The 16,044-nt window shown below is 37.4% G+C and carries 17 protein-coding genes, 4 tRNA genes and 5 pseudogenes; 8 read left to right on the top strand and 18 right to left on the bottom strand.

Annotated elements, in window-relative coordinates; genetic code table 11:
* Positions 1-5: 5 nt before the first annotated feature.
* The 6 genes from CDG59_RS04865 to CDG59_RS04840 all read right to left on the bottom strand — a co-directional run bounded on the left by CDG59_RS04865 (position 6) and on the right by CDG59_RS04840 (position 3,014).
* Positions 6-79: transfer RNA gene (locus tag CDG59_RS04865), tRNA-Trp, on the bottom strand.
* 62 nt (positions 80-141) lie between these two features.
* Positions 142-226, bottom strand: a tRNA-Leu gene (locus tag CDG59_RS04860).
* Positions 227-376: 150 nt separating this feature from the next.
* A tRNA-Trp gene (locus CDG59_RS04855) sits at positions 377-450 on the bottom strand.
* A 68-nt stretch (positions 451-518) separates the two neighbouring features.
* Positions 519-603 (bottom strand) — tRNA-Leu (locus CDG59_RS04850).
* Between the two features lie 106 nt (positions 604-709).
* Complete coding sequence (locus tag CDG59_RS04845) at positions 710-1,531, bottom strand: protein kinase domain-containing protein (protein WP_005159297.1); 822 nt, start codon at positions 1,529-1,531, stop codon at positions 710-712.
* Entirely contained in the window at positions 1,506-3,014 is a 1,509-nt protein-coding gene (locus CDG59_RS04840) for a DUF3336 domain-containing protein (RefSeq protein WP_087543942.1), read from the bottom strand. Before CDG59_RS04840 ends, CDG59_RS04845 begins: the two co-directional genes overlap by 26 nt.
* A 176-nt stretch (positions 3,015-3,190) precedes the next feature.
* On the opposite strand from CDG59_RS04840, the gene CDG59_RS04835 reads away from it, so the two are divergent.
* Positions 3,191-4,075, top strand: coding sequence for an ATP-binding protein (locus CDG59_RS04835; RefSeq protein WP_087543940.1), 885 nt, complete (start codon positions 3,191-3,193; stop codon positions 4,073-4,075).
* A gap of 100 nt (positions 4,076-4,175) precedes the next feature.
* Positions 4,176-4,289 (top strand): annotated as a pseudogene (locus CDG59_RS15695) (DUF6670 family protein); the annotation flags it as partial.
* Positions 4,290-4,364: 75 nt separating this feature from the next.
* On the opposite strand, the gene CDG59_RS04830 reads toward CDG59_RS15695, so the two are convergent.
* Together CDG59_RS04830 and tsaD are read right to left on the bottom strand one after the other, a co-directional pair.
* Positions 4,365-4,868, bottom strand: coding sequence for a hypothetical protein (locus tag CDG59_RS04830; RefSeq protein WP_004662957.1), 504 nt, complete (start codon positions 4,866-4,868; stop codon positions 4,365-4,367).
* A 198-nt stretch (positions 4,869-5,066) separates the two neighbouring features.
* Positions 5,067-6,074 (bottom strand): tRNA (adenosine(37)-N6)-threonylcarbamoyltransferase complex transferase subunit TsaD, encoded by a 1,008-nt coding sequence (gene tsaD, locus CDG59_RS04825; protein WP_087543939.1) that lies wholly within the window; start codon positions 6,072-6,074, stop codon positions 5,067-5,069.
* Positions 6,075-6,219: 145 nt separating this feature from the next.
* On the opposite strand from tsaD, the gene rpsU reads away from it, so the two are divergent.
* Together rpsU and CDG59_RS04815 are read left to right on the top strand one after the other, a co-directional pair.
* A complete protein-coding gene (gene rpsU, locus CDG59_RS04820) occupies positions 6,220-6,435 on the top strand; it encodes a 30S ribosomal protein S21 (RefSeq protein ID WP_004652785.1) in 216 nt (71 codons plus the stop codon).
* 29 nt (positions 6,436-6,464) lie between these two features.
* On the top strand, positions 6,465-6,911 hold the full coding sequence (locus CDG59_RS04815) for a GatB/YqeY domain-containing protein (protein WP_004808327.1): 447 nt from the start codon (positions 6,465-6,467) through the stop codon (positions 6,909-6,911).
* A gap of 81 nt (positions 6,912-6,992) precedes the next feature.
* Here the strand turns inward: CDG59_RS04815 and CDG59_RS04810 are convergent, their stop codons facing one another.
* The 8 genes from CDG59_RS04810 to CDG59_RS04775 form a co-directional block, all read right to left on the bottom strand.
* Positions 6,993-7,352, bottom strand: coding sequence for a hypothetical protein (locus CDG59_RS04810; RefSeq protein ID WP_087543937.1), 360 nt, complete (start codon positions 7,350-7,352; stop codon positions 6,993-6,995).
* 40 nt (positions 7,353-7,392) lie between these two features.
* A complete protein-coding gene (locus tag CDG59_RS04805; protein WP_087543936.1) occupies positions 7,393-7,758 on the bottom strand; it encodes a GFA family protein in 366 nt (121 codons plus the stop codon).
* A gap of 28 nt (positions 7,759-7,786) precedes the next feature.
* On the bottom strand, positions 7,787-9,229 hold the full coding sequence (locus tag CDG59_RS04800) for a M48 family metalloprotease (protein ID WP_087543934.1): 1,443 nt from the start codon (positions 9,227-9,229) through the stop codon (positions 7,787-7,789).
* Positions 9,230-9,353: 124 nt separating this feature from the next.
* Entirely contained in the window at positions 9,354-9,941 is a 588-nt protein-coding gene (locus CDG59_RS04795) for a 1-acyl-sn-glycerol-3-phosphate acyltransferase (protein WP_087543933.1), read from the bottom strand.
* 111 nt (positions 9,942-10,052) lie between these two features.
* Positions 10,053-11,018, bottom strand: coding sequence for a 2-hydroxyacid dehydrogenase (locus tag CDG59_RS04790; RefSeq protein WP_087543931.1), 966 nt, complete (start codon positions 11,016-11,018; stop codon positions 10,053-10,055).
* A 17-nt stretch (positions 11,019-11,035) separates the two neighbouring features.
* Positions 11,036-11,683: a hypothetical protein gene (locus CDG59_RS04785; protein WP_087543929.1), complete on the bottom strand. Its 648-nt coding sequence runs from the start codon at positions 11,681-11,683 to the stop codon at positions 11,036-11,038.
* Between the two features lie 325 nt (positions 11,684-12,008).
* Entirely contained in the window at positions 12,009-13,307 is a 1,299-nt protein-coding gene (locus CDG59_RS04780; protein ID WP_087543928.1) for a Y-family DNA polymerase, read from the bottom strand.
* A gap of 4 nt (positions 13,308-13,311) precedes the next feature.
* Positions 13,312-13,923 carry a LexA family protein gene (locus tag CDG59_RS04775; protein ID WP_005159261.1) on the bottom strand — a complete coding sequence of 204 codons (612 nt, stop codon included), beginning with the start codon at positions 13,921-13,923 and terminating at the stop codon, positions 13,312-13,314.
* A gap of 291 nt (positions 13,924-14,214) precedes the next feature.
* Here CDG59_RS04775 and CDG59_RS04770 point away from each other — a divergent pair, with 291 nt between their 5' ends.
* A complete protein-coding gene (locus tag CDG59_RS04770) occupies positions 14,215-14,445 on the top strand; it encodes a hypothetical protein (protein WP_004662971.1) in 231 nt (76 codons plus the stop codon).
* A 22-nt stretch (positions 14,446-14,467) separates the two neighbouring features.
* Here CDG59_RS04770 and CDG59_RS15005 read toward each other — a convergent pair.
* Both CDG59_RS15005 and CDG59_RS04765 read right to left on the bottom strand, forming a co-directional pair.
* Positions 14,468-14,599: pseudogene (locus CDG59_RS15005) on the bottom strand (IS30 family transposase); the annotation flags it as partial.
* A gap of 84 nt (positions 14,600-14,683) precedes the next feature.
* Entirely contained in the window at positions 14,684-14,911 is a 228-nt protein-coding gene (locus CDG59_RS04765) for a hypothetical protein (RefSeq protein ID WP_004662973.1), read from the bottom strand.
* A 240-nt stretch (positions 14,912-15,151) separates the two neighbouring features.
* Between CDG59_RS04765 and CDG59_RS04760 the strand changes: the two are divergent.
* The 3 pseudogenes from CDG59_RS04760 to CDG59_RS15745 all read left to right on the top strand — a co-directional run.
* Positions 15,152-15,382 (top strand): annotated as a pseudogene (locus CDG59_RS04760) (IS5/IS1182 family transposase); the annotation flags it as partial.
* Positions 15,383-15,459: 77 nt separating this feature from the next.
* Positions 15,460-15,720 (top strand): annotated as a pseudogene (locus tag CDG59_RS04755) (hypothetical protein); the annotation flags it as partial.
* 2 nt (positions 15,721-15,722) lie between these two features.
* Positions 15,723-15,871, top strand: a pseudogene (locus CDG59_RS15745) (transposase); the annotation flags it as partial.
* Between the last annotated feature and the right edge of the window lie 173 nt (positions 15,872-16,044).

The raw sequence follows: 16,044 nt of genomic DNA, 5'->3' as shown, positions 1-16,044 counted from the left end.
TTATTTGGCAGAGGATCAAGGACTCGAACCTTGACGAACGGTTTTGGAGACCGTCATGCTACCATTACACCAATCCTCTATAACTGCATGATTAATTCATTTCTGATCTAATCATAAAAGTAAGAAACTTACTTTTAAATTTGGTGGGGGCGAAGAGACTCGAACTCTTACACCTTGCGGCGCTGGAACCTAAATCCAGTGCGTCTACCAATTTCGCCACGCCCCCGATGGATGTGTATATTAGTGATAAACTTTCTTGCTGACAAGCCTTTTTTATAAAAAAACTATGCATCTGAAAGCTAATGCTTTTTTCGTATACAAATGAAAAAACTCTTGAAATAAAAAAAGGAACTTATTTAAAGTTCCTTTTGATATTTGGCAGAGGATCAAGGACTCGAACCTTGACGAACGGTTTTGGAGACCGTCATGCTACCATTACACCAATCCTCTATAACCCTATGATCAATTCATTTCTGATTTAATCATAAAAAAAGCAAGAAAATCTTGCTTTTTAAATTTGGTGGGGGCGAAGAGACTCGAACTCTTACACCTTGCGGCGCTGGAACCTAAATCCAGTGCGTCTACCAATTTCGCCACGCCCCCGATGGGTATGCATATTAGTGAGAAACACTCGTTATGACAAGTCTTTCTGACAAAAAACTCTACCAAATGCACATATAATATTCAAATCAAACATTTATGTTTATTTTTACAGCAAATCAATTGCATTCAAACAATTTTTTGCCTCTATTGCTGAGCTAAATCGCTGTTTTAGATGTTTCTGCAATAAGCCTGTTAATAAAGGCAAAAAACACCGCAATTCATCAGGTAATTTAATTTCTAATTTCTGGCAATGTAGGATGGCCCATTCATGGTAGTTTTTTGCAGTTAATTTGCTTTGGGATAACCACTCATAAACAATGATGCCAAAAGCATATAAATCAGTTTGTATTGTTTTTGGCTTCCCATGAAAAAGCTCAGGTGCCATATAATGAGGAGTTGCGGTTAAATTTTGGATTGGTTGTAATTGATAACTTTGTTCAAAATCAATGAGCCTGCATGAATTTTCATATAATCGAAAATGCTCTGCTTTTAAATCGCCATGAATCCAACCTAATTGATGCATACTTTGAATGGCTTGCAGCGCAGTTAAAATTTTATGGCAGATAACTTGGATGCTATCTGTTACCTGAATAGGACTAAAAAATACATTTGTAGCAACACTAAGCAATCCTACCCCACACTGAGGAAGATCATCGTCATTTTTAATATGAGAAAGTGGTATAATTTGATGGGGCAATAAAAAATTCTGTCTAACTTGAGAGTTTTGTTGATAGAAATTTAGTTCTCGCTCAAACGCTTGCTCTAAAACCTCATGGCTATTGATTAAATGAAATTTAAGCCAATATTGTTGTTGCTCAATTTGGCAACGATATAAACGCCGCCCAAAAGCATAGCTTTCAGGTTTAGTACTTAAACTCAAATTATCCAGTTGAATATTTGAATCAAAGATCAACGTAGTAAAACTCATTCTGTTGCTTTTCTTGCTGCTTACGCAGTGATGTTAAACAATGCTCAATCGTTTTGCCAATCCGTGCATGAATTTCAATAGATGAAATCTTCGGCCATGTCGCTCGCTCTCCCTCTTGCTGCAAAACCTTAAAGAGCTTCGGACGTGGATTTTTAAGCATATAGCTATAATGTCTTAAACCATAGCGCGCAATGATATTTACATCGCCGTAATAACGCTGCCCTAGAATACCATATCCATGATCTAAAACACGGCGAATCGGGAAAAAACCGCCCATATAATTACGTGTTAAATCCATGACTTCCATTGCAATTGCTTTGCCTTGATGCCGAATAAGTCGTTCAGGCCAGTTTAAAACATCGCGACGAAACCTTTCTGTATCACTTTGCATAAATGGCACGATATGCGGATTTACTTGGCTGGCAATGGTGTAATTTATATTATACAAACGAGCCATTTTTTCTTGTGGAAAATCACTACGCATACTCCCATCCACCCACTTGGTATTGGCCAAATAAGGTGTATGCTGACCATCGTAACGTTTACTAGTTAAGTGCACAGGCGGAAATAATACAGGTACAGCACAAGATGCTAAAACAGCACTCCACACTAAAACATTCGGCGCGGTTAGTGCATTCATAATCCGCGGGTTTTGTGCTGTGTTATAAGGGGCAATTACAATATTAATATGTCGCTTTGACTGTTGATAGGCTTCTGCAAATGTCACATCACCCAAATTTTGCATCAGGAATTTTTTCAAATACATGACATCAGCAATACCACCATGCCCTCGAATTAGCTCTGAAATTTTCCTGAATTTAAAAGCATCACTAAAAAAATGTTCACCTTTGAGCAGTTCTGGAATTTTATCAGCAGAGGACACCCCCAACATTCCAGTCATGATCGCCCCGGCACTTGAACCAGACAGGACTCGAGGCATCAAATCTTGTTCAAGCAAAGCCTTACATACACCTGTATGAAATAAACCCAGTGTCGCACCACCAGAAAACATAAGTGCAGGTTGTCCATAGGCTCTTTGACATTCTTTGAAAAATTGAATTTTTTCTTTGAGTTGAAAAGTAATACATTCACTAGAAGCTAAATAGCGAAGACATTCACTCATTTCTTCAACATAGTTTTCGATAATTCTTTTCGTACCTATATAGGTTTGTGCAAATAACATTGGATGACCAATATTGGCGAAGTCATAAGATAAGCCTTCACGAAGAACATAAATTAAATCTAAAGTTCGATGTTGCATTCGATATTTTTTTAATAAGTTATATCGTTTAGACAAAATTTCTGCATCAAAGTAAGGCGATTGATTGTCATATTTCCATGCTTCATGCCCCGCTTCTTCGTCCAGTTTTAGTGCAATTTCTTTCCATTCCGCATAAGAACTCGCATGTTGCAAGCTCTCTTTTAACATATCGACTCTATGTAATTGATATGTATTTCTTTTTTCTTGAGCTCTATTGAACATTAGCATTCCTATTTTTCATTATATTCTTATCATCTCGCACTTATACAATGCAAAAAGCAGCACCAACAATCAAGGGTAAATTGACCGTTTGCAACATTTTTAATGATATTTTCTTCATTTCAGCTATAGCAATGATAGTATCCCTAATCATTAATCACTGAGTTTGGTTTGTGTTTATGGCTATCCTTGATTTACCCGAATCTATTCTTCAATCTTTATCTAGTGTTTTGACACAGTTACAACAAGTTCTCCCTGCACCTAAACAGCCAACAGATTTTTCTGCGATTGCTTTTCGATGGGAAAATCAACAACTAGTTGCAATTCAACAACCTAAAAAATTGTATTTAGAAGATCTAAAAGGAATTGAACGCCAGAAAGCTAAGATTATTCAAAATACTTTACAGTTTCTCAATGGCTTACCTGCCAATGATGTTTTACTCACAGGTTCACGTGGTACAGGGAAATCATCGATTGTTCGCGCCTTGCTTACAGAGTATTCAGCACAAGGTTTGCGTTTAATTGAAATTGAACGAGATGATCTTTCTGATTTACCTAAAATCCAAAAATTAATAGAATATCGCCCTGAAAAATTTATTGTTTATTGTGACGATCTTGCGTTTAACGCAGAAGATGAAAATTATCGTAGTTTAAAAAGTGTCTTGGATGGCTCACTTCAATCGGGTTCAAGTAATTTTATTATTTATGCAACCAGTAACCGCCGTCATTTACTACCTGAATTTATGCATGAAAATACGCCTGTGCGTAAAGTGGATGTTCCTCAATATACCGAGTTACATCCACAGGAAGCGATTGAGGAAAAAATTTCACTGTCTGATCGTTTTGGCATGTGGCTTTCCTTCTATCCAATGGATCAACAACTGTATTTAGAAATTGTCGAGCATTATATTGTTCAAGCAAATTTGGAATATAACGACATTGTTCGTGCTGAAAGTTTGAAATGGTGCCAAGCTCGTGGGCAGCGTTCAGGGCGTGCAGCTTACCAGTTCTCTAAACACTGGATTGGCTCGCAAAACCTTGAAAAATTGTCTAACAACGCTTAGGGAGATTGCCCTAAAAAGCTTTGGCTTTGTCCTTATTTCCGCTTAGCAAAGGCAATTGTTTTTCATAACCTAGTTTTTCCGTATGGAAAGAACGTAGGAAATCGGTTATGCAAGTGCATACAATTTCACGGGTGAATATCAAAACCAAAAAGTTCAAGGTCGTGGTTATCTTGAATATATTGATGTCGAAAATCAAAATGCGTTTAAAGATTAAAAGTCTTGAAATTGTATTAGTTCAGAATTGATGCAGAAAATAAATTTTCTCTGCATCAAACATACAGCTTAAATATTAATACTCTTTTGCTAACTTCTCTAAGGTTGTGAGCATTTTTCTCACCACACTTCTTTTATGATGCAGCATATTCTTAATATTGCTTGGATTAAAACCTGTCAATTTTGCAATACCACGACTGGTCATGTATTCACCCGTTTTCGCAAAGTGCTTTTCACTTAACTCGGTTTTCGCATTTGAGAATCGAACCGCCAGCTTATAATCACTAAACTCAGACCATGCGCCAGTCTTATATTCGTCCGCATCAAAGCTACCCTTCTGCTGAGTAGGTTTTTCACGCAGAATATTACTCAAGCGGTTAATAACAATCTTTTCTTCACTTTGCTCAATGATTTGATAAAGTTCAGTTTCTTCAAAAGGACGTCCTAAAGCGATGTCTTTTCTATATTGTTCAACGACCTTTTCTTTTGACTCGACCTTTTTCTCACCTTGTTGAGTGAGACAGAGAATCTTAAATAAAGACTCTAATCGGCCACATGTAAAAATATAAGAAATTTTCAACTTTTGTACTCCACAATGAGTTTTAGCTCATCAAAAAATAATTTATCCAATACTTCAAATACAATAGCGTAGGCAGTACGCGTTCGCTATGCATAAAATGAATGATTCAATTTTTTAAATAGAAGAATAGTCAGGTAAATATAAGAACCACCTAGATTTACCCACTGCCTAACAAGCAATAGAAAGATGAATTGTATTTTAGGTCGGTTGTAACTCAGTCATTGGCCATCTTGGTGTTGTGGTGACAGCCAAACCATCATGCTGCCCAGCCTTTAAACGTTGATAACCTGCGAACGCAATCATTGCACCATTATCGGTACATAAGGCAGGCTCGGCATAATAAACTTGCGCTTTGATCTTTTTCAAAGAGGTTTCTAATTGCTCACGTAAGCGAACATTCGCACTCACACCACCTGCAATCACCAAACGTTTTAAACCTGTTTGCTTTAAAGCTTTCAGGGATTTTTTAGCGAGTGTATCGACAACAGCTTCTTGAAAAGAAGCCGCCACATCGGCATCACGATTCTCTTCACCGAGCTTTTTCAATTGTACAGAAACTGCGGTTTTAAGACCGCTAAAAGAAAAATCTAAACCTTGATGTAATATTGGCCGTGGGAATTCAAATGCCTTGGCATCACCCTGTAACGCCAATTTCGCAATATTCGGCCCACCTGGATAAGGCAGTTTCATCATTTTTGCGACTTTATCAAAGGCCTCACCTGCTGCATCGTCAATCGATTCACCGAGCAATTCGTATTGACCGATGCCATAGGCCGCCATGAGTTGGGTATGTCCACCCGAAACCAATAAAGCCACAAATGGAAATTCCGGTGGTGTTTCCGAAAGCAATGGCGCAAGCATATGGCCTTCCATATGATGCACACCGATCGCAGGTTTATTAAATGCAAACGCCAAACTGCGACCAAATAAAGCCCCAGTCATCAGTGCACCCATCAATCCTGGACCACGGGTATAGGCAACAGCATCAATCTCTTGCTTTTTAACACCACTCTGCTCAAGCAATTGATTAATTAAAGGAATCATCTTACGAACATGATCACGTGAAGCCAATTCAGGAACGACACCGCCATATTCTGCATGCAGTTTGATTTGGCTATACAAAACCTGTCCACGTAAGCCGAGCTCGCTATCATAGAGTGCTAACCCAGTTTCATCACACGAAGTTTCTAAGCCCAAAACAATCATTAAACTGCCTTTACAACGATCAAAAATAATATCAGAGCTATTATAGACTTGTGATCTGAGTTGTAAATGAGTAAAATACTGACCTTCACTTGCGATCTAGCGCAATCGTGCATTAGATCTTATCCATAATCTTAGAGGATTTTACATGCCACAAGTTAAGTTGAAAGAAGGCGAACCAGTAGACGTAGCTATCCGTCGTTTCAAGCGTTCATGCGAAAAAGCGGGTGTTTTAGCTGACGTTCGTAAGCGCGAATTCTATGAGAAACCAACTCAAGAGCGTAAGCGTAAAAAAGCTGCTGCAGTTAAGCGTTATCAAAAGAAATTGACTCGCGAATCTGTACGTACTACTCGCCTTTACTAATTAATTTGTGATTGACTGCTGAAGAGACCATGAATACTTTAAAAAACCAAATTACTGACGTATTAAAAAACTCAATGCGTGCCAAAGATATGGCAACAGTAACGGTTATTCGTGGTGTACAAGCAGCAATTAAGCAAATCGAAGTCGATGAGCGCATAGAGCTTGACGATGCTCAGGTTCTTGCGGTCATTGAAAAGCAAATTAAACAACGTAAAGAATCGATCAAGGCCTTTTCTGGCGCTGGTCGAGATGATTTAGCTAGTAAGGAACAAGCCGAGGTTGAGGTTATTTCTCAATTTCTACCAGCCGCTATGACTGAGGAAGAACTTGATTCCATCATTGAGCAAACGATTGCTGCTCAAGAAGCTACTAGCATGAAAGATATGGGTAAGGTGATGAATTCTCTACGTCCGATCATAGCCGGGCGTGCCGATCCTGCACAAGTATCTGCTAAAATTAAAGCAAAATTAAGCTAATCTGCTTAATTTTATCCATTTTATACAAATTACTCTATTTAAAAATTGGATTCATTAAATAATGAACCCAAGAGATTATTTTTACTTAAAATCACACTGAACATTATATTTCACTAGCATTTGCATCTCATTTGACTCAGTCACTTGTTTGATTATATCCTGTTTAGTCATATTTGCGTATTGTAGCGGCAAGGATGAGCGATTTTTTTCAATCGCATCTGACATATCCTGAATATAACGCTGATTAATACCACAATACTGAGCTTGCTGCTCAGGTGTGAACTGTGAAATCTGTGGATTAAGACTACGTAAAAAACCACGAATATCCTGTGCATAGACACTACGAATTTTCTCAACCGAATTGACATATTGCTCAACTGATGCTGCTGAGCTAGTCCCCACACTGCTTATCGCAAAAATAAAAACTAAAATTTTCTTCATAAATGTTCTAACTTCTCAGCGATTTTTTACGCAGATCATCTTATCTTAATTCAATAAAGTTTGGTTTGTGCTCAGTAAAAAATTCTTCTTTTGGTGCAGAAAGATTCCCATCTGTCACTGTTCCTAGGCGTAAACGAATCACATTAGCTAAATCGGTACGATATGAGTAAAGTGGGCTTGCGCAGTTTTGACAAAATACACGTGCTTTATTCGGTGTGTGGAAATATTCTTTGAGCTGATCACGTCCTGACAGAATTTTAAATTGTGTTTCGTCAAGTGGGCTATTCCAACCAGCGATTGAGCCTTGCGCCTGCTGACAATCACTACAATAGCATAGAATGCTGTTTTCAATTTCACCATAATATTGATACTGCACAGCACCACACAAACATTGTCCTTTGATCATTTTTATTTCTCTTAATTCTTGATAAAGATTAAATTTTCATACGGCGATCATCTTGCATTTGTTTTAAGCGAGAGTCAATTTTTGCTGACATGGCTAAATTTCCTTTGGCTAAACGCTGAGCGTGCAACATGGATTTAATCGCATTTTCTTCATAGCCAGACCAATATTCAGCTTCAGCACGGTAACAAAGCACATTAATTGCTTGTAGTGGCGAACTTTTATCTAAGTTTGTTGCCTGTTGCAACAGTTGCCAACCTTCAATATCTCTCTGGTTTTTATGAATAAACCGTTGAACCACTGTTTGAGCTTGAGCAGCCTGCCCTTGCCGAATTAAAACTTCTGCAAGTTTATAAGATAGTGCCCTATTTTCAGGCATCGTTTTTTGAATGAAATTTATACTACTATAAGCCTGATCAAATTTATTTTGCCCTAAGTAAATATCTGTTTGAATCAGTGGAACCAATACATGATATTTAAGCTTTGCTTTTACCAAATCTAAATTTGCTTGTGCCTGAGTATAATCACCACGTTCTAAATAAAACTTACTTAGCGCTAATTGTGCAGCTGTATTTTTTTGATTTGCAAAAGCTTGTAATTGAGTTTCTGTCGCTTGGTTTGAAATTACGAGCGTATATAACTTTAAAATCTCAAAATCAAGATCATATATTTTTGATTTTACTTTTGGGAGTTGGTTTGCTCGTAATCGGGCTTCACTCATACGCTCTGTCGTTAGTGGATGAGTGAGCCAAAAATCAGGTAGGAAACTCACACGACTTGTTTCACGATGCATGGTTTCAAAATAATCTGCCATGCTTTGTGGATTGTATCCAGCAGAATACATAAACTGCATACCAATACGGTCTGCTTCACGCTCTTGATTACGACTATAACTGAGTTGCTTGTCCATCAACGCCGCTTGTGTGCCTAACATTACTGCGGAACCAACATCACCATCTGCTTTAGATGCGATTGCCGCACCGACAAGAATACCTGCAAGAGCAAGTAGCCCCTGTCCTTTAAATGCTTCTTGTGAACGACTGTAATGTCGCTGTGCAACGTGGGCGATCTCGTGTGCCATGACCCCTGCTATTTCATCCAAATTTTTTGCAGATGTAATTAAGCCTGTATTTAATGCAAACAAACCACCAGGCACTGCAAATGCGTTAATTTGTGGATCTTTTATAACCACTAAACCAATCGGTTGACCAAGCTGAGTCTGACTAAGAATACCTGAAAAAACCTGTAGAAATTGATCTTCTAACCACGCATCTTGTACCGTTGGCATCTGTCGATGAACTTCACGATAAACTTTTTCACCAATCAGTTTTTCTTTCTGTTGATCAAGCAAACCTATACCACTACCAATTTCAGGTACTTCTGTTTGTCCAATTGTCTGTGTAGGCAAAAAGATCTGAGTATGACTCAATTGAGTAGTGGCCAATAAACCACATGCAAGCAGCAGCGATCTCAAGTCGTTTCTCTATGATTCTAATCAAGAAATTTAATATAACATTAGAAAATGAAGATATTTGCAACGAAGTGTTATAAAAGGCAGGAAAATCCTGCCTTAGTTTATATTTTTGAAATCAACACTATTATTTCGTGTTTACATAACGTTGATCGACACTAAATTTCTCTGGAAACTTTGCATTAATGTCTGCATAAAAAGACATAATCTCAACCATATCTTTTTCATAATCTCCCGTAGGATAAACAATTTTTCCTACGCCTGTTTTTTTCTTAGCATAATCCATATACGCCAATGCAATCGGTACGCCTGCGTTGGTTGCAACATGATAAAAACCAGTTTTCCACTGTTCTTGTTTAGCACGCGTCCCTTCTGGTGTCACTAACATCACTAATTTAGGATGTGTTTTGAACAAGTCACTCATGAGTTGAACCATACTCGGTCGCGCTTGTCCTTCTTGTTTCACGCTACGATCAATCCCGATACCACCCATTGCACGCACAAATGGACCAAATGGAAACTTCATATAACTATCTTTAATCGTAAGACGAACATTTACACCTAAAGCTTTTAATGCCAACCGTGCATATAAAGCATCCCAATTACTGGTATGTGGAGCTGCAATCATCACGCATTGATCAACATTCAAATCCCAATGATTATCCAGTTCCCAACCCATTAGATTTAAACTTTTTTCAGCCAATTTCTCAAACACAGACACCCCGAAGACAAAATTTCAAAAAGCGCAAGTGTACCAATATTAATCAATTTAAAAAGATAGACCCGCACAATAATGCAGCAATTGACTGATCAGCATTGTAAGCAATTATTCAAACTTTGGATTAACGAGATAACGAGGTGTTCTATCTTGTAGTGCGTCCACTAAATTTTGATAAGCAAGTTTCACCATTTTCTGACGCGTTTCAGTCGTTGCTGAGCCAATATGCGGCAAGGTTACTGCATTTGGCAACTCAAATAATGCTGAATTTTGCAGAGGTTCTTTGGCATAGACATCCAATCCAGCAGCAAAGATCTTATTTTGTTTTAATGCTTCGATTAAAGCGTTTTCATCGACTACAGAGCCACGTGCGATATTGACGAAGACAGCATGTTTTTGCATTAAGTCAAACTGTTCTGCGCCAATCAGTGCTTGGGATTCATGATTTAAATCGACAGCAACTACAATAAAATCAGACTGCTGCAATAACTGATCTAAGTCGCGATATTGTGCATTAAATGCTTGAGCCACCTCAATCTTTTCACGGCGGTTATGGTACAAAATATTCATATTAAAACCATAAAATCCGCGACGGGCAATGGCAGCACCAATATTCCCTAAGCCAATAATCCCTAGCGTTTTACCAAAAACATCCATACCAAATTGTTCAGTAGATACCGTTCGTTTCCACTGACCTTGTTTGGTCCATGCATCAAGGTATGGAACTTTGCGTGCGGCACTCAGCAACAAAGTAAAGGCAAGATCAGCCGTTGTTTCTGTCAAAACATGTGGTGTATTAGCAAGCCAAATTTTCTTTTGATTAAGATAGTTAACATCATAATTATCATAACCAACAGACACTGTCGAAATGATTTTAAGTTTTTGGGCGGGTGCCAAATTACCTTCGTTTAACAGTCGTCCTGCGCCAATCATGGCATCAGCATCAACAACCTCTGTTCGAATCTGGTCGTTGATATCACCCAGTTTAGGATTAAGTACCACGACCCGATAATCTTGCTGTAACTGCGCTAAAACATCTTGATCTATTTGGCTGAATACAACAACTTTCTTCATGATTCGATTTCCGATCTTTATTGCATGAGCTGCCACAACCGTCTTTTTAATAAAGGTTGGGCTAACATTTCTTCCAAACTCGCTAAATATAAGATATTAGCATGCTGAATAAAGTCCAATTGACCTAAGCACAATATCTTTTTTTGTGTTGCGGTTGCATCCAGAAAACCTTGAATATACGAGGAGAATCCCCGACTTTCCTGAAAAGCAGCCAAAGGAAATGGCCATTTTAATTCAGCATACTGCCCTAATCTTGCCTTTTGAATATTTTGCCAGAGTTGGCTTTGAGCCTCGCTAAGCTGACTGGTTTCTAATAAAATGGCGCAGTTTTCCAACACATACATTTGCAATTCAAATGACCGAACCTGAGCAGTAATAACAATCTGTTCTTTTTCATCAAGCGCTGCTTTAACAATAGGTTCTGTAACAACTTTCGTTTGCTGCGATACTTCAATTTCGGTGATCGGTGGCGTATGTGCAGATGTTGCTGGAATGTCTTCTAAAATCGGTGTAACTTCAAATGTACGTTCTGTAGACTCAGAAACGTCATCAATTAATTGATCTCGCCATAGACTTGGTGCAGTGTTTTTTTGACATACAACTTCCCGAGGAATCCAAACATCTATTCCCAAAGCTGCTAGCCTGTTTCTCTGCTGCCCAATCATCTTACCTACTCATTTTGGTTATTCACGGTAATTTGCGATACCGTAAGTTGAGTAGTCTAACATAAACCGATCTCGTCAAAATGGCTTCCTTTTGTTCAATCAAATCCATACAAATTCAATTCATTATTTAAAAGATACGCTTATCTTTAATTTAGGCAATTATTTAACAAGAATAGATAATTTTTCATTCATCTATTTTCCACATTTTTTTTAAAATACTTCAATAAATCATTAGGGTCTTACTTTGTTAAATTCAAACGTTCTTAAGGAAAAATAATAAGTTTCAGAGTTAATATTGAAAAATATAAGCTGTACCATTAATACTTTAGAGAACCCTCAGAAGCTCATCCCACTTGGTCAAATAACTCGGTGATTTATGGTTTTGATTCATACGCCACGCCCGCCCATGCGGCGTAATCAATCGTCCTAGTGTCATACAATCCCGACCAAATCTTTTATTAATCTCATCAAAAGCGATCGAAAGATTTTTTCGAGCAATCAATTTATTGGTGTCATGGAATAAATCTACTGTATGGCTATGTTGTGGGATAATATCCAACAAAATCACTTCTGCTTTTTTATAACGATGACCAGCTTGATAAATTCGATCTAGCCCCTGTAACACAGCTTTGATAATTTCTAAACGATCATCGCTATAGTCGGATAGATACATCACTGTATAGGGACGATAATATTGATCTTTGTCAAAACGATTGGTGCGAATGCTAACGCCAATAGCTTTGCAGAGTAAGTTTTGCTTTCGCAAACGCTCAATCGCACGTAAGCTAAATTCGGTTAAAGCGCCACTCAGGCTAGTTTTATCCTCAATCGGCTGACCAAAGGAACGGCTACTTAACACCTGTCGTCGATCTGTCACAACATCTTCAATTTCTAAGCAAGCCATGCCTTGTAATTCTTTAACCGTATTTTCCATGACCACAGAAAAATACTTACCTAACATTTTAGGATCAGCTTGAACCAAATCCAACACCGAGTAGATATTCATTTTTTCTAAGCGCTGACGAATCTTTCGTCCAACACCCCACACTTCACCTACAGGCATCTGCTGTAACAAGTCTTCAATCACGCATGGGTCTTCAGCAACGATATTACAGACACTATCAAAACATGCGTGTGTCTTGGCTAGATTATTGGCCAGTTTGGCTTGAGTCTTGGAATAACCAATGCCGATGCAACATGGCAAACCCAACCAGTTTTTCACCGTATCTAGAATTTGGTGCGCATATTCGGTTAAATCATGAATATGCTGATAGGCAGTCAACTCTAAAAAGCATTCATCAATCGAATAAACTTCCTGTTCAGAGGGATCTACAAAGTTGCCTAATATGTTCATAAAACGACGCGACATTTCCGCATATAAAGCATAATTACTGGAAAAGACCTGCACTTGATGCTGACGAATAATATCTTCGATTTGGAAAAATGGCACAGCCATACGAATGCCGAGCTTTTTTGCTTCATAAGAGCGGGAAACCACACAGCCATCGTTATTAGATAGAACCACCACAGGACGCTTTTCTAGCTTTGGATTGAACACGCGCTCACAACTGACATAACAGTTATTCACATCAATTAAAGCAAAAATACGTTGTGGTAGGCTCATTGGCTTACCTCATTGGCTTCAAATTATAAGTCACCACACCCCAGATCTGTAACTCCTGTCCGTCTGTGATATAAATATTTTGATAATCTGGATTTTCAGCTTTTAACCATACCTTTGGAGGGCTGAAATGATGATCAATCATCAAACGTTTGACCGTAAAATCATTGTCAATCAAAGCAATCACTATATCCCCAGACTTTGCTGAAAGACTACGGTCTACCACTAATGGATCATCAATATCAATTCCTGCGTCCAACATCGACAGTGAGTTGGCTTTGACAATGAAAGTCGAGTTTTCGTTACGAATTAAAAATTCATTTAAATCGAGTGATTGCTCAACATAATCTTGGGCAGGTGATGGAAAACCCGCAGCAACTCGTTCGGTTGCTAGTGGAATATGATAAATTCGGTCATTCTTTGCTTGTACATTTTGGATTTTCATTTGAGCAGTCAAATCTGTACGAGTATCGGTTTTGACATTATTCAGTAACCAATTTTTGATGAAATCAACTTGAGATTCGGGAACACGGATGACTTTGGTTGGCTCACTGAATTGTGCTTTACGTCCTGCATTACTTCGGGCACCACCATGCTCAAATTCATTTTTTTTGGACATAATTCCTCCTTACCCAAGTTTAAAATACTTACAAATAATTTAACTTGAAAAAGTTACAAATTCAAGTTGACGTACAATTAGTTTTGCATAACAATGAATTTAATAGATCAAATTTTGGCTTATTTAACTAATACACGGATGTGAAATAAGCTGATCTTAGTATTTAAAATCAATGATTTAAAAAATAAATTTAATTTTTTAAAACCTAAATCATTGATCTAATTCAAGAATAGATTTGATCTGTGAGCAGTAGATTTTACTCAAAAGATTTTTGATGTGGAGACATGAAAAATGAACAATCGACGTGATGCTATTCTAGGTTATGCTGACGAACAACATGCTTTCTTTATTCGTCTCATCGAGAACAACACTGTATTAGGTGAGAGCTATGGACTATTTTGTGACAACCAAAATAGTGAAGCAGCGGAAAGTATTATGACTACCCTTTTTCTAAAAAAATCTTTTTGGCTCAATGGCTCTGAGTTTAATGACATTGTTAAAGGGCTTAACCCAATTCATTGAGATCACATAACACTAGGCGAATTCAAACCTGAGGTGCGACAGTTTCAAAAACCTTATGATAATCAACAAGTTGAGAAAACTTCTCTAATAGTGTAAGCCAATCTAACGCTTTTCTAGGACGAGTATTCAGTGACATGGCAACTTGATTTAAATCACTTTTGTTGCTCTCAAATAAAGCCCACTTATTTGAATCTCATAAGTGGGTCTCTTTTATCGTATTGAAAATAGAAGGTTGAGGTCAGATAAATCTTTTATCATTCACAGGTGCAACTAACTTATAAATCTTTCCATCTATATCACTTTCAAAAAGTAAATCGATATTTGGAAAAATGATATTCCCTTCTACTTCAATATGCTCAACTCGTTTAAAAAAAGGAATATCTTGGTCTTCTAAATCATTGAGCTGTGCCACAACAATCGATTCATTTTCTTCTTGATCTTTAATAATTACCGTAATCTTATCCATAATACTTCTTCCCAAAATATTGTTGATAGGACTATGAGAAATTTTCTATCGATTGTCGACTAATAGCTTGTAACAAGACTTATAACTATTATATTTTTATTTTTTAGACGACTAAGTGGTTGAAATTAAGCACTGGTTAGAAATTTCTTTAATATTAAACTAACCATACAGTTACAATGTTATTTAAAAATATTTCAGAAAATTTTACATTAAACCTCTTATGAAAGTAAAAACTGCCTCATTTCAGATTCTGAATTCAAACGTTTGGTTGGCGTAACTCGACCAGTTTTTGGTGAAATGGTAAAGGTTTTAAAAGAACTGGAATTACTCAAAAAGAAATCAGGGCATCCTCATACTTTAGCTATAGAGGATCAATTATTAACACTCAATTACTTGCGTAATTACAACACTCAATTGGAATTGGCGGAAAATTACCATATCACTGAAAGTAATGTGAATCGAACCATTAAAAATGGTTGAAGATACATTAAGTTGATTAATCAAACTAACCATGCGAAAAGGTATGTTTGATTAGCTGCTGCTCAACTATGCCACGTATCGTTTCAATCCATCTCAACCCAGTTGAACAAAAACAACTTATTGATCTCACCAAACACGCTGCACATTGGCGAGAAAGACAACGCGCACAAACCATATTGTGGCTATCCGAAGGTAAAACTGTAGCAGAAGTAGCTAAACTTCAAAGTCGAATACCTGAAACTATACGGTTACAACGTCGCCATTGGCAACTCTACCAATTTGAATCTATTCAAGAAGGTCATCGTTCAGGTAGGCCAAGTGTTCTTACAATAGCCCTGAATTAAATCGCATTGAGATATGGTATGGTGACAGATGAAGTATCATTGGCGTGATTTCAAAGTAATGACGGCTAATCAAATACAAAATTGGGTGTATCAGATATCAAAATATTTTGGCAATAAATACATGTTTACTTTTTAGATGTTACTTATTTAATCTTATCTACTGCAGCACAAAAAATTTTTTAAATTCAAACTTGCTCACAGAAACTTCACTATCGAACCAGTATAAATATTAAGAGTCTTATACTGATCTAAATTCATATCAGAAAATTATAAGACGAATAAAAATTCATCAAAAATATACCCAAGATC

Origin of the sequence: Acinetobacter sp. WCHA29, from assembly GCF_002165335.1 — a bacterium.
Taxonomy (GTDB): Bacteria; Pseudomonadota; Gammaproteobacteria; order Pseudomonadales; family Moraxellaceae; genus Acinetobacter.
This window is presented reverse-complemented; position numbering and strand designations above follow the sequence as displayed.

What these genes read in the sequence shown, in the direction of transcription:
- CDG59_RS04845 (WP_005159297.1), bottom strand. Translation starts at nt 1,531, where the DNA reads ATGAGTTTTACTACGTTGATCTTTGATTCAAATATTCAACTGGATAAT.
- CDG59_RS04840 (WP_087543942.1), bottom strand. Translation starts at nt 3,014, where the DNA reads ATGTTCAATAGAGCTCAAGAAAAAAGAAATACATATCAATTACATAGA.
- CDG59_RS04835 (WP_087543940.1), top strand. Translation starts at nt 3,191, where the DNA reads ATGGCTATCCTTGATTTACCCGAATCTATTCTTCAATCTTTATCTAGT.
- tsaD (WP_087543939.1), bottom strand. Translation starts at nt 6,074, where the DNA reads ATGATTGTTTTGGGCTTAGAAACTTCGTGTGATGAAACTGGGTTAGCA.
- rpsU (WP_004652785.1), top strand. Translation starts at nt 6,220, where the DNA reads ATGCCACAAGTTAAGTTGAAAGAAGGCGAACCAGTAGACGTAGCTATC.
- CDG59_RS04815 (WP_004808327.1), top strand. Translation starts at nt 6,465, where the DNA reads ATGAATACTTTAAAAAACCAAATTACTGACGTATTAAAAAACTCAATG.
- CDG59_RS04810 (WP_087543937.1), bottom strand. Translation starts at nt 7,352, where the DNA reads ATGAAGAAAATTTTAGTTTTTATTTTTGCGATAAGCAGTGTGGGGACT.
- CDG59_RS04805 (WP_087543936.1), bottom strand. Translation starts at nt 7,758, where the DNA reads ATGATCAAAGGACAATGTTTGTGTGGTGCTGTGCAGTATCAATATTAT.
- CDG59_RS04790 (WP_087543931.1), bottom strand. Translation starts at nt 11,018, where the DNA reads ATGAAGAAAGTTGTTGTATTCAGCCAAATAGATCAAGATGTTTTAGCG.
- CDG59_RS04785 (WP_087543929.1), bottom strand. Translation starts at nt 11,683, where the DNA reads ATGATTGGGCAGCAGAGAAACAGGCTAGCAGCTTTGGGAATAGATGTT.
- CDG59_RS04780 (WP_087543928.1), bottom strand. Translation starts at nt 13,307, where the DNA reads ATGAGCCTACCACAACGTATTTTTGCTTTAATTGATGTGAATAACTGT.
- CDG59_RS04775 (WP_005159261.1), bottom strand. Translation starts at nt 13,923, where the DNA reads ATGTCCAAAAAAAATGAATTTGAGCATGGTGGTGCCCGAAGTAATGCA.
- CDG59_RS04770 (WP_004662971.1), top strand. Translation starts at nt 14,215, where the DNA reads ATGAACAATCGACGTGATGCTATTCTAGGTTATGCTGACGAACAACAT.
- CDG59_RS04765 (WP_004662973.1), bottom strand. Translation starts at nt 14,911, where the DNA reads ATGGATAAGATTACGGTAATTATTAAAGATCAAGAAGAAAATGAATCG.